The sequence below is a fragment of the Caulobacter sp. SSI4214 genome (assembly GCF_012184455.1).
Classification (GTDB): Bacteria; Pseudomonadota; Alphaproteobacteria; order Caulobacterales; family Caulobacteraceae; genus Caulobacter; species Caulobacter vibrioides_E.
The window spans coordinates 15,453-27,376 of record NZ_SZWJ01000055.1 but is presented as its reverse complement, the minus strand read 5'-3'; the positions used below and the strand labels follow the sequence as shown (position 1 = coordinate 27,376).

At 68.8% G+C, this 11,924-nt stretch carries 12 protein-coding genes; 5 read left to right on the top strand and 7 right to left on the bottom strand.

Going from position 1 to position 11,924, the window contains the following annotated elements; all coding sequences use genetic code 11:
• The first annotated feature begins 124 nt into the window (after positions 1-124).
• A complete protein-coding gene (locus FCU40_RS15410) occupies positions 125-982 on the top strand; it encodes an SDR family NAD(P)-dependent oxidoreductase (protein WP_168076090.1) in 858 nt (285 codons plus the stop codon).
• A gap of 65 nt (positions 983-1,047) precedes the next feature.
• On the opposite strand, the gene FCU40_RS15405 is transcribed toward FCU40_RS15410, so the two are convergent.
• From FCU40_RS15405 to FCU40_RS15395, 3 genes are all read right to left on the bottom strand, one after another.
• Complete coding sequence (locus tag FCU40_RS15405; RefSeq protein WP_206677348.1) at positions 1,048-1,407, bottom strand: hypothetical protein; 360 nt, start codon at positions 1,405-1,407, stop codon at positions 1,048-1,050.
• 2 nt (positions 1,408-1,409) lie between these two features.
• Positions 1,410-1,922: a hypothetical protein gene (locus FCU40_RS15400; RefSeq protein WP_168076088.1), complete on the bottom strand. Its 513-nt coding sequence runs from the start codon at positions 1,920-1,922 to the stop codon at positions 1,410-1,412.
• A gap of 63 nt (positions 1,923-1,985) precedes the next feature.
• The gene (locus FCU40_RS15395) at positions 1,986-2,342 is read right to left on the bottom strand and encodes a T6SS immunity protein Tdi1 domain-containing protein (RefSeq protein ID WP_206677347.1); all 357 of its coding nucleotides are present in this window, start codon (positions 2,340-2,342) and stop codon (positions 1,986-1,988) included.
• 117 nt (positions 2,343-2,459) lie between these two features.
• Here FCU40_RS15395 and FCU40_RS15390 point away from each other — a divergent pair, with 117 nt between their 5' ends.
• Positions 2,460-3,653: a DUF418 domain-containing protein gene (locus FCU40_RS15390; RefSeq protein ID WP_168076086.1), complete on the top strand. Its 1,194-nt coding sequence runs from the start codon at positions 2,460-2,462 to the stop codon at positions 3,651-3,653.
• On the opposite strand, the gene pseI is transcribed toward FCU40_RS15390, so the two are convergent.
• Complete coding sequence (pseI, locus tag FCU40_RS15385; protein WP_168076085.1) at positions 3,650-4,708, bottom strand: pseudaminic acid synthase; 1,059 nt, start codon at positions 4,706-4,708, stop codon at positions 3,650-3,652. The two genes, FCU40_RS15390 and pseI, sit on opposite strands and share 4 nt — an antisense overlap.
• Positions 4,709-5,052: 344 nt before the next feature.
• Entirely contained in the window at positions 5,053-5,262 is a 210-nt protein-coding gene (locus tag FCU40_RS15380) for a hypothetical protein (RefSeq protein WP_168076084.1), read from the bottom strand.
• 145 nt (positions 5,263-5,407) lie between these two features.
• On the opposite strand from FCU40_RS15380, the gene trxB reads away from it, so the two are divergent.
• Positions 5,408-6,415 carry a thioredoxin-disulfide reductase gene (trxB, locus tag FCU40_RS15375; RefSeq protein ID WP_004622608.1) on the top strand — a complete coding sequence of 336 codons (1,008 nt, stop codon included), beginning with the start codon at positions 5,408-5,410 and terminating at the stop codon, positions 6,413-6,415.
• A 141-nt stretch (positions 6,416-6,556) separates the two neighbouring features.
• Here trxB and FCU40_RS15370 read toward each other — a convergent pair whose 3' ends face one another.
• Positions 6,557-7,801, bottom strand: coding sequence for a cell wall hydrolase (locus FCU40_RS15370; protein WP_168076083.1), 1,245 nt, complete (start codon positions 7,799-7,801; stop codon positions 6,557-6,559).
• Positions 7,802-7,814: 13 nt separating this feature from the next.
• Complete coding sequence (locus FCU40_RS15365; protein WP_168076082.1) at positions 7,815-8,294, bottom strand: Dps family protein; 480 nt, start codon at positions 8,292-8,294, stop codon at positions 7,815-7,817.
• A 73-nt stretch (positions 8,295-8,367) separates the two neighbouring features.
• Here FCU40_RS15365 and FCU40_RS15360 point away from each other — a divergent pair, with 73 nt between their 5' ends.
• The gene (locus FCU40_RS15360; protein ID WP_168076081.1) at positions 8,368-10,752 is read left to right on the top strand and encodes a PAS domain-containing sensor histidine kinase; all 2,385 of its coding nucleotides are present in this window, start codon (positions 8,368-8,370) and stop codon (positions 10,750-10,752) included.
• A gap of 64 nt (positions 10,753-10,816) precedes the next feature.
• Positions 10,817-11,851 (top strand): DNA topoisomerase IB, encoded by a 1,035-nt coding sequence (locus FCU40_RS15355; RefSeq protein WP_168076080.1) that lies wholly within the window; start codon positions 10,817-10,819, stop codon positions 11,849-11,851.
• Positions 11,852-11,924 lie beyond the last annotated feature (73 nt).

The following is an 11,924-nucleotide window of genomic DNA, read 5'->3' as shown; positions in this document are numbered from 1 at the left end:
CGCCGCCGTCTGCGACGGCCTGGGCGCGCCCCGCGTCGCGGAAGCCTTTCTCGAGCGCCTCGGAAAGCTCTAGCGAACACTGTTCGGATCCCTCATCCTCCTACTCAGAGCGGGAGGGCGAGACATGGCGCGGAAAAAGTCCGTGGTGATCACCGGCGTGTCGACCGGGATCGGCTGGGGCGCGGTCAAGGTGTTGACCGATCAAGGCTTTCACGTCTTCGGCAGCGTCCGCAAGACCGCCGACGCCGATCGGCTGAAGGTCGCGTTCGGCGAGGCGTTCACCCCCCTGCTGTTCGACGTCACCGACGCCGCGGCCGTCCAGGCGGGCGCGCGCGAGGTCGAGGCCGCCCTGGCGGGCGCGCCGCTGGCGGGCCTGGTCAACAACGCCGGCGTCGCGGTCGCCGGGCCGATCCTCTACCTGCCGATCGACGAATGGCGCGAGCAGCTGGAGGTCAACCTGACCGGGGTGGTGATCGCCACCCAGGCCTTCGCGCCGCTGCTGGGCGCGGGCGGCGCGCGGATCGGCGACCCCGGCCGCATCGTCAACATCTCCTCGGTCGGCGGCCGCAACGCCAACCCGTTCATGGGCCCCTACTGCACGACCAAGTTCGGGCTGGAGGGCCTCTCGGAGGCCATGCGCCGCGAACTGCTGCCGTTCGGCGTCGACGTCATCGTCGTGGCCCCCGGCGCGGTGGCCACGCCCATCTGGGACAAGGCCGACCAGACCGACACCAGCCGCTACGCCAACACCGTCTACGCCCCGGCCCTGGACAGACTGCGCGCCTTCATGCTGGCCCTGGGCAAGTCCGGCCTGCCGCCCGAAGCCGTCGGCCAGGCCATCGCCACGGCCCTGACCGCCCCCAAGCCCAAGGTCCGCTACGTCGTCACCGGCTCACCGCTGCAGGTGCTGATGACCGAAATCTTGCCTAAGCGCGTCCTCGACAAGGCGATCGGCAAACGGCTGGGGCTGGTCGAGGGGTGAGGCGGACGCGGAAGCGGACGTTCCGGATTTCTGGGAGGGGTGGTGAACGGACGTGGTGAGCTTTGCTACGGATGCGACGAACCGAGGAGTATAACTTCGGCTTCGGTGGCCACGTATTCGTTGCCCCGCACGTCCTTCACGCCGAACACCGTGCCTTGCTCATTCGTCTCAGCCTGGATGACGACGACGGGACGTCGAGCGCCATTTTCTTCGATGAGATGAGCGAATTGCGGGACATGGATGCGAGCGGGCGAGCCAGAGGGCTTACCGTCCACCAAGGAAAGGAAGATCGCGTCGCCGCGCTTGAGATCGGCTTCAGTCGCGAGCCTGCCACTGACGAAGCCTGACTTAGGCAACGGCGGCCATTCTCCGGCTGCGCTGTTGGTGGAGGGAACGAGCGCTAGAAGTGCAGCTAACCAGCGCATGCTTAGTCCCAGTCCCCGTTGTTGATCTTGGCAATCCAGTCGTGATCGAGATTCATCACCGCTTCCGCTAGTTGATGATGGCCCTTGGACACTGCTACCGCAGCAGTAGCCGCAATCGCCAGGTCTTCGCCCCAGGCTTCGCTCAGATGGGCGGCGGCGCAATCGGCGAGGCCCTGAATAGCGTCATCATACGCCTGTCTGAGAAACTCAGGAATTTCCGGTCCTGGCCCCTTTAATCGCGCCACATCAACTGAAGCCGGAAGAAGGAAAAAGCTAAAGTCGACTGGTCCGGGTGCGGAGAGAGCGATCCTGACGATGTGCGGAACCGCAGCGTAGGACGCGCTGTAGACATCTCCCTGATGGCAAAGGCTCGACCAAAGGGTGAACCACGGCTCATCATTGGCGGCCATCTGCCTCGGGTTTTCTTCGAGGCGGCGGAGAAGCATAGGGACGTTCGATGCCGCTCCATATGCGTGGACGAGGCCTGACCAGCGATCATCGTTGAGTTGCAGCATAGGTTGTTGCATCTCACGACGCATGGTCGTGGCGCAATGTCCGACTAGGGTCGCGAACGGAAGTTAGGGGCCGACCGTAACCCTGACCTTGCTCCCATCGGGAAGTTGCGCAATCTGCTTGTGAAGGTTGCCTGATAAGCTGAAGTGCTCCCGCGAAGATACGACGCGGATGTTGCTCACCTCATACTTCCCCTCGGCAAAGATGGGATAGGTCACGTAGGTGAAGCACTGCCCGTTCTCAGGGCGAAGCCCTGCCTGATGCGCTTGTCCGACCAGATCCGGTAGAAACCATTCGTCGACTTGATCACCGCCCAAGCGCACCCTGAACTCGTCTAGGCTTGAAGCGACTGCTGAGATCTCCCCGGCCCCGGTGTTCAGCCAGAAAATCGCCCCCTCTGCTTTCGCCACGCTAGCGGACATCGCGTATAGCGGCCAAGGTGGGGAACGGCTGGGACTGGGCGGGCGATCAGGAATTATAATTGTAATTCCACCTCCAATCGCTCAGGGTGGCGCCCTTGGGCGAAGGGGGAAACAGCGATGGTCAAGGATCGGATCGTGCTGCTGGACGCGCTGCGCGGTCTGGCGATCCTCGGGATCATGCTCTGCAATATTCCCCTGGCCTTCGAGCCCGAGCATGTGGCCGAGAGCGTGCCGTTCTGGCCGCACGGCCAGACGCCGGCCAGCCTGGCGGTGTGGTGGATCACGCAGGTGTTCTTCCAGCAGAAGTTCTACACCCTGTTCGGTCTGCTGTTCGGAGCCTCGATCCTGCTGGTCGGGGGCGAGGGCGGCGATCGCGCGCGCACGGCGATGATCGTCAAGCGGTTGGCGGCCCTATTGGTCATCGGCCTGTTCCACGGCCTCGTCATCTGGCAGGGCGATGTCCTGTGGACCTACGCGCTGGTGGGCCTATTGGCGCTGCTGGTCAGGGGTTGGTCGGCGCGCCGCCTGCTGACCGCTGGGATCGCCCTGCACGTGGCGATCAACGGCTGGGACCTTTGGCGCATGATCAGCCACGCCGCGCGGTTCGACCAACCGCCGCCCGCGGACCTTCGATCGCGGATCGCGACGGATGTGGCGACCGAGACCGCCGGTTTCTCGGGCGACATCGTCACCTCGCTGACCCGCAACGCGCATGACTATTGGGACTTCGTCACCGGCTCGCTGCACTGGCCGCCGATATGGCCGCTGATCGTGCTGGCCCTGATGCTCAGCGGCATGGGGCTGTTCAAGCTGGGCTGGCTGCAAGGCCGGGCCTCGCCCGCCGCGCACAAGGCGCTGGCGGCGATCGGGCTCTCGACCCTGGTCGTGGTCGGGGCTGGCCTGAGCCTGTATCTGGCCGTGCCGTCCAAGCCGATGGTCATGGGCGGGTTCAGCCACTGGATGCAGGGGGCCACCGCGCCGGCCGTCAGCCTCGCCTATCTGGGCCTGCTGGCCCTGGCCGCCCGGTCGCCAACCTGGAAGGCCATCCCCGCCGTGCTGGCCCCGGTCGGCCAGATGGCCTTCACCAACTACCTGGCGCAGTCGGTGATCATGACGACGCTGGCCTATGGCGGACGCGGCCCGACGCTCTACGGACAGCTCGATCGCCCCGCCCTGGCGGCCATCGTGTTGGCCAGCTGGATCGCGCAGATACTCTGGTCCCACTGGTGGCTGAGGCGCTTCACCATGGGCCCGCTGGAATGGCTCTGGCGCCTGGCCTATCGGGCGCCAACGCCCCTGCGGCGGGCTTAAAAGCCCCCCACCATCGACCAGTCCAGCGGTTCGCCGCGGGCGAGGTCGCGGGTGGCTGGCTTGCCCAGGACCTTGTCCAGCTCGCCCGGCGGCAGGCCGGCGCCGGGGCGGACCGAGCGGATGTTGGCGCGGGTCAGGGGCTGGCCGGCCTTGACGTCGGCGGCGACATAGAGCGAGCGGCGGAACTGCAGGTTGGCCCGCTCGGCGCCCAACACGTCGTAGTGCGCGACGCCGAGCGCCGCCCAGGCGTTCTTGGTGTCGGTCACCAGGGCCTTGAACTCGGCCGGCTCCAGGCTGAAGGCGGCGTCCGGTCCGCCGTCGGCGCGGGCCAGGGTGAAGTGCTTCTCGATGCAGCAGGCGCCGACCGCCACCGCCGCCACCGCCGCCGCCGTCCCCGGCGTGTGGTCCGACAGGCCGATCGGGCAGCCGAAGCGGGCGGCCATGTCCGGGACGGTGCGAACGTTCGCGTCGGCGAACGTGGCCGGATAGCTGGAGACGCAGTGCAGCAGCAGCACGCCCGGCGCGCCGGCCGCCAGGGCCGTGTCGCGGGCGGTCCTCATCTCCTCCAGGTTGGCCATGCCGGTCGAGATGATCAGCGGCTTGCCCTTCGACGCGGCGTACTTGATCAGCGGCAGGTCGACGGCCTCGAACGAGGCGATCTTGAAGGCCGGGGCGCCCAGGTCGTGCAGCAGGTCGACGGCGGTCTCGTCGAACGGGCTGGAAAAGAGGGTCACGCCGCGCTGGCGGGCGCGCGCGAAGATGGCGGCGTGCCACTCGAACGGCGTCTGGGCCTCCTGATAGAGCTCATAGAGCGTGCGGCCGTCCCACAGGCCGCCGTGGATCTTGAACTCGGGCCGGTCGACGTCGAGGGTGATGGTGTCGGCGGTGTAGGTCTGGATCTTGATCGCGTCGCAGCCGGTGTCGGCCGCCGCGTCGACCATCTCCAGGCAGCGGTCGAGGCTGCCGTTGTGATTGCCCGACAGCTCGCAGATCACATAGGGCGGGTGATCGACGCCGATCTTGCGGCCGGCGATCTCGATGAAGGGGGCGGACATGGCGGATCACCCGGAAACGTGGTTGCCGCCAGCTTAACCCGCCAAAGGTGGACGAGCCGTCAATCGACGCCCGGCGCGCCCTTCTCGTCCCACGGTCCATACTGCGGCAAGCCGTTCAGGCCATCGGTCAGACGGGCTCTTAGGGCTCGATCGCGTCGCTGAGCCCTCCAGCGTTCGCGCCCAACGAAGAACCCTATCAGGGCGCCGCCCAAGACACCCGGTCCCCAGAAGTGGCGAAAATAGTCCAAAAGGCCGCCGCACGTCGCCAGCCAAATGCAAGGACCCCAAACGGTCAGCCGGTCAGCCAGCCGCGTCATCTCGCCAATCTCCGGACTTTTTCGGGCCTATTCGAGGTGCGGTTCGTAGTCGCGCAGCGGCGGCCTGCGGCTGAGCCGCTCCTGGTATTCCCGCTTGCCGACCAGGGCCGAAAACCCGGCCAGGGCGGCGAAGAGCGCGATCAGCGCCAAGCCCAGCTTGAGATCGCCGAACCAGAAATTGGCCAGTCCCGCGAACAGGGCGACCAGACCCACGCCCAGCATGACTCCGAGCTTCATGAGTTCTTCCTCCCGTGGCTTTTGTCGCCACTGAAGGGAAGTTGACGCCAGAAAACGGGTCCTGTCCACCGAGCTTTGCCACGACTTGAGCGCGCCGCGTCGTCGCAATCTGGCGCGACGGCGGAATCGAGCCTAGATATCCGCCATGTCCACGCCCTCACCCCGCCAGACCCGCTGCCTGATCATCGGATCGGGTCCCGCCGGCTACACCGCCGCCATCTACGCCGCCCGCGCGCTGCTCAAGCCCGTGCTGATCGCCGGCATCCAGCCGGGCGGCCAGCTGACCATCACGACCGATGTCGAGAACTATCCGGGCTTCGCGGACGTGATCCAGGGCCCGTGGCTGATGGACCAGATGCGCGCCCAGGCCGAGCATGTCGGCACCGAGTTCGTCAGCGACATCGTCACCCACGTCGACCTCTCCAAGCGTCCGTTCGCGGTGAAGACCGACAGCGGCCAGGACTGGATCGCCGAGACGATCATCATCGCCACCGGCGCCCAGGCCAAGTGGCTGGGCCTGGAAAGCGAAAGCCGGTTCCAGGGCTTTGGCGTGTCGGCCTGCGCCACCTGCGACGGCTTCTTCTATCGCAACAAGGACGTCATCGTGGTTGGCGGCGGCAACACCGCCGTGGAAGAGGCCCTGTTCCTGACCAGCTTCGCCAGCAAGGTCACCCTGGTCCACCGCAAGGACGAGCTGCGGGCCGAGAAGATCCTGCAGGAGCGCCTGCTGGCCCACCCGAAGGTCGAGGTGATCTGGGACAGCGTCATCGACGAGGTGCTCGGCCAGACCGAGCCCATGGGCGTCACCGGCGCGCGCCTGAAGAACGTCAAGACCGGCGAGACGACCGAGGTGAAGGCCGACGGCGTGTTCATCGCCATCGGTCACGCGCCGTCGTCGGAGGTGTTCGCCGGACAGCTGGAAACAGGTCCTGGCGGCTATCTGAAGGTCAAGCCGGGCACGGCCTCGACGGCGATCGAGGGCGTCTACGCGGCCGGCGACGTCACCGACGACGTCTATCGCCAGGCCGTGACGGCCGCCGGCATGGGCTGCATGGCCGCCCTGGAGGCCGTGCGCTTCCTGGCCGAGGAAGACCACAAGGCCGCGCATCACCCGATTAGCCACGCCGAGGCGGGCAAGATCGGGGTGTGGTAGGCGGCGAACGATTGATCCTCCCCCGCCGATGCGGGGGAGGTGGCCCAAAGGGCCGGAGGGGGCCAGCTCGGCCATGCGGTGAAGGCCCCCTCAGCCACTCCGTGGCAGCTCCCCCGCACCGCGGGGGAGCATCCGTTCTTCCTAGTGTAACGGATTCAGCAAGCTCGGCGGCCGCGCCTTCGGCTTGGGCGGCGGCGGCGGCTCGGTCGGGGCGGCGGGGGCCGCGATCGTGGGCGGCGCGGTCTCGCCGGCGACGCTTTCCAGCGCCTTGTTGATCTTGGCGATCTCGTCCGGCGTCGGCACGCGGCGTCCGGCGACCGTGCCCTGCATCTGATAGCGCTCGCCGTTCGGGGCGTTGGCGTCGGGGATGGCCACCAGCTTGGCGTCGGGCAGGTTCGGCACGACGCCCAGCACCGAGGCCGGCGCGTTGACCGGCGGCAGCCCGCCGGCGGCCTTGACGTCGGCGGCCAGCGCCTCGGGCGGTTCGGCCTCCAGGGTGCGCGGGTCGGCGGCCATCAGGATGTCGGCCGAGACCGTCTCGTTCCCGGAATAGCGACCGGTGAAGGCAGCCCGCGTCCCGGACGGCCCGGTCCAGCGATAGAAGATGTGCTGGCCGAACTGCTTCAGCTTGACCAGGGTCGGGGCCCAGTACGGCGCCACATAGTCGGCGTGGTAGTGGGTGGCCATGCCGATCGGCTTGAAGACGAAGCCGGACAGCGCGCGCCGCGCCACCGCCTGGGCGTTGGCCCAAGGGACCGGCGGCGGCGTGCGGGCTAGGGAACCGTCGCAGGCGAAGCTGAACTGGCACCCGGTGGCCCGCGCCGCGCCCTCGTAGACCACCCCGCAGATCGACTTGGGATAGCCGGGGTGGCGGACCCGGTTGATCACCGTCTGGGCGATGGCCTGCTGGCCCTCCAGCGGTTCGAACCCGGCCTCGAAATACACCGCCTGGGTCAGGCAGTTCAGCGCCTTGGCCCGCGCCTCGGCGCCGCCGGTCAGCACGAAGGGCTTGGCGGGCTCCAGGCCTTCGTCGACGGCCGGTCGCAGGGCGTTGATGATCCGCGCGTCGTCGAAGTCGGGCGGGACGTCGCCCAGGCGGGGGATGTCCTTCAGACGGATCACCTCCCAGCCCCGCACGCGGCCCCAATAGTCCTTACGCGGCCGGGGGTCGTGGCGTCGGGCCAGGGCCAGCATGGCTGGATCGAAATCGGCCACGTAGTGCTTCAGCGCCCGCTCGCTGAAGCCGCCGGTGACGCGCACCAGCCCGCCCTCGCGGCCGCTGCCGGCCGGCACGTAGTAGGTCGCCGTCGCGCACGCGGAAAGGCCGCCGACGACCAGCACGGTCGCGGCGGCCTTTCCGCGTCGGGCGCGGATCAGCGATCTCACCCCCGGGTCCAGGCTATTTCAGCCCCAGGGTGGCGCGCAGCATCCAGGCGTGTTTCTCGTGGGCCTGCAGGCGCTGGGTCAGCAGGTCGGCGGTGGCCTCGTCGCCGGCGTCATCGGCCACGGGAAAGGCCTCGCGGGCGGTGCGGATGACCGTCTCGTTGTCGGTCAGCAGGTCTTTCAGCATCTCTTCCCAGCCCTTCTCGGGATCGCCGTCCTTTATGCTGGAAAGGTTGCCGAACGCCGAATGGCCCTGTGGGGCCAGTTCGCCGAGGGCGCGAATGCGCTCGGCCAGATCGTCGAGCGCCGCCCATTCTTCCTGGTACTGTCCTTCCAACAGGACGTGCAGCGACTGGAAGTTTGGTCCCCGGACGTTCCAGTGATAACCGTGGGTCTTGAGATACAGCGCGTAGCTGTCGGCCAGGACCTTGCTCAGGGAAGCGGCGATCTCGGCGCGTTGCTGGGCGGTCAGTCCCGTGTTCAAGGTGTCGGCCATCATGGTCTCCCGCGTTGCGTATCTTAGGTAAGCGTGCCCCTGCCCTTGGCAAGTCAGCCTTGCCGGAGCGACGATGCAGAACAACGAGGCCCCTTCCTTGGTTCCCAAAGAACGAGGACGCCTTTACGGCCTGATTAGCGCCTGGCTGATCCCGCAGGTTCCGCCGGCCCTCTGGCGGCGCGCCGTCGCCGCCGCGATCGGCGTCGTCATGGCGATGATGATGCGGATCACGCTGCTGGGCGTGCACGGCGGCGTGGGCGCCACCCAGCCATTCTTCCCGGCCGTCATGCTGGTGACGCTGTACGCCGGCTGGCGCTGGGGCCTGGTCCCTCTGCTGGGCGGCGTGCTGTTCGGCTGGTGGCTATGGGGCGGCCGTGACGGCCTGTCGCTCGACGAGGACGAACTGAGCACCCTGGTCATCTATCTGGTCTGCGGGATCATGGTGACCGCGGTCGCCGAGGGGCTGCGCGGCGCGATGCGCGGCCTGGCCCTGGCCCGCGAGGGGCGAGCCGAGGCCGAGGCGCGGCTGCGCGTCACCCAGACCGCCGCCGGGGTCGGCCCCTGGGACTACGACCTGGAGACCGGCGAGCTCTATCTCTCGCCCGCCGCCCGCAAGAACATGGCCATTCCCGTCGATGCGGAAATCGGCCTGGACGACCTGCCGCGCTATGTGCATCCCGACGATCGCGAGGCCGCCTTCGGCGCCGTGATGGGCGCGATCGAGCGGCGGGAAGACTACGAGATCGAGTACCGCCTGTCCGACGCCAGCCAGGGCGAGCGCTGGGTGCACGGCCGCGGCGAGGTCGTTCGCGACGAAGACGGCCGAGCGGTCCGGATGATCGGGCTGAACTTCGACGTCACCAACCGCCGTCGCGCCGAGGAGCGGGTCCGCGAAAGCGAGGCCCGCTTCCGAAATCTGGCCGACAGCGCCCCCGCCCTGATGTGGATTTCCCACCCCGGCGGCGTTCGCGAATTCGTCAACCGCGCCTATGTCGAGTTCGCCGGCCTCGACTACGACAGCGCCCTGACCCTGGATTGGCGCACGCGGATCTTCCCCGACGACCTGCCGGAGATCCTCAAGGCCCAGCTCGCGGGCGAGGCCTCGCGCGCGCCGTTCAGCCTGGAATGCCGCTACCGCCGCGCCGATGGCGAATGGCGGTGGCTGAAGTCGTTTTCGCAGCCGCGCCTCGACCCGTCCGGCGCGTTCGCCGGCTTTATCGGCATCGCCTTCGACACCACCGAGGCCAAGCAGGCCGAGGCCAAGCTGACGGGGATCAACGAACTGCTGGAGGAGCGGGTCGCCGCGGCGGTGGCCGAGCGCGACGCCGCCCAGGCGGCGCTGTCGCAATCCCAGAAGCTGGAGGCGATCGGCCAGCTGACCGGCGGGGTGGCCCACGACTTCAACAACCTGCTGACCGTGATCATCGGGGCCCTGGACGTGGTCGAGCGCCATCCCGACGACGAGCGGCGGCGCGCGCGGATGATCGGCGCGGCCCTGGCGGCGGCCAAGCGCGGCGAGAAGCTGACCCAGCACCTGCTGGCCTTCGCCCGTCGCCAGCCGCTGAAGCCGCAGGTCTGCCGCGTCGACAGCCTGATCGCCGAAAGCGAGGGCCTGCTGAAACGCGCCCTGGGCGACGCCTACACCTTCCATATGCGCCTGGGGGCCGGCGTGCGAAACGCCAGGATCGACGCCGGCCAGTTCGAGGCCGCCCTGCTGAACCTGGTCGTCAACGCCCGCGACGCCACCCCGCCCGGCGGCGAGGTGACGGTCGAGTCCGGCCCGGTCACGCTGGCCAAGCGCAAGGGCGACCTGGAGCCCGGCCACTATCTGCGCGTCGCCGTGCGCGACACCGGATCGGGCATGGACGCGGCCACCATCGCCCGGGCCGTCGAGCCGTTCTTCACCACCAAGGGCCCCGGCCAAGGCACGGGCCTGGGCCTGTCCCAGGTCTATGGCTTCGCCCGGCAGTCGGGCGGCTCGGTCGAGATCGAGAGCAAGCCGGGCCAGGGCGCCGTCGTGGCCCTGATGCTACCCGTGGTCGACGGCGACCCGGTCCGCGAGCGCCTGCCCAAGGTCGATCACATCCAGGCCCAGACGCCCTCGCGCGTGCTGCTGGTCGAGGACGATCCTCAGGTGGCCGAGCTGGTCGACGCCATGCTGCGCGACCTGGGCCATGCGGTCGTCCGCGCCGGCGGCGTCGACGAGGCCCTGGCGCGGCTGGAGCAGGACCGGGAGATCCAGCTGGTGCTCAGCGACGTGATCATGCCCGGCGGCAAGAGCGGCGTCGACCTGGCCGAGCAACTGGCCGCGACGCGCCCCGGCCTGCCGGTCGTGCTGTGCTCGGGCTATACCGGCGGCGACCAGGGGCGCGCCCGGGCGGGCGACTGGCCGTTCATCAGCAAGCCGTTCTCGCTGGAGACCCTGGCCCAGGCCCTAGCCCGCGCCCGGCCGCATTAGGGTCTGGCCGCAACCTTCGTCCGTCCACGCCGTTCCGCGCAGGCCACGGCGGGAGGAACCAAAGATGCCCTGGGACATGGCGGACGGCGCGCCGCCCCATCTGACCTACGTCAATGACGACGACCCGGGGATCCGACGGTCGTTGGACAAGGACGGCTTCGCCTATCACGATCCCGACGGTCGCGCGGTGCGCGACGCGGCCGCCCTGGACCGCATCCGCGCCCTGGCGATCCCGCCCGCCTGGACCGACGTGTGGATCTGCCCCTCGGCCGACGGCCACATCCAGGCCACCGGCCGCGACCAGAAGGGCCGCAAGCAGTACCGCTATCACGACGCCTGGCGACGCGATCGCGACGGGCTGAAGTTCGGCCGGATGATCGCCTTCGGCCGCGCCCTGCCCCGCTTGCGCGCCCGCGTCGAGGCCGACCTCGCCCGCCGGGGCCTGCCGCGCGAGAAGGTCATCGCCGCCGTCGTGCGGCTGATGGAGCTGACCCTGATCCGGGTGGGCAACGAGGAATACGCCCAGGCCAACAAGAGCTTCGGCCTGACCACCCTGCGCGACCGGCACGCCCGGCTGTCCAGCGTCGGCGGGACCTTTCAGTTCAAGGGCAAGAGCGGCAAGGTCCACCAGACGGGGTTCCGCGACCGGCGACTGGCCCGCATCGTCAAGGCCTGCCAGGACATCCCCGGCCAGCGGCTCTTCCAGTACCATGACGAGAACGGCCAGCGCCGGGCGGTCGAGAGCGCCGACGTCAACGCCTATATCCGCGCCGCCATCGGCGAGGGCTTCTCGGCCAAGGACTTCCGCACCTGGGCCGGCACCCTGGCCGCCGCCCAGGCCCTGTGCCAGCGTCCCAAGGCCGCTAGCGCGACGGAGGCCCGACGCCACGTCTCGGCCTGCGTGAAGGCGGTCGCGGGCCTGCTGGGCAACACCGCCGCCGTCTGCCGGGGCTCGTACATCCACCCGCTGGTGCTGGAGGCCTACGAGCAGGGCGTCCTGCCGCTGAAGCCCGGCCGCTCGGCCCGGGCCTTCGAACTGGCGGTGATCCGTTTTCTGGAGGCGGCGCGGGCGTCGTGCGGCGCGCCGGAGCGCCCCTAACGCCCCCAATCGCTATTCTTCCTCCCCCGAGAAACGGGGGAGGTGGCGCGCGACCCATGTCGCGTGACGGAGG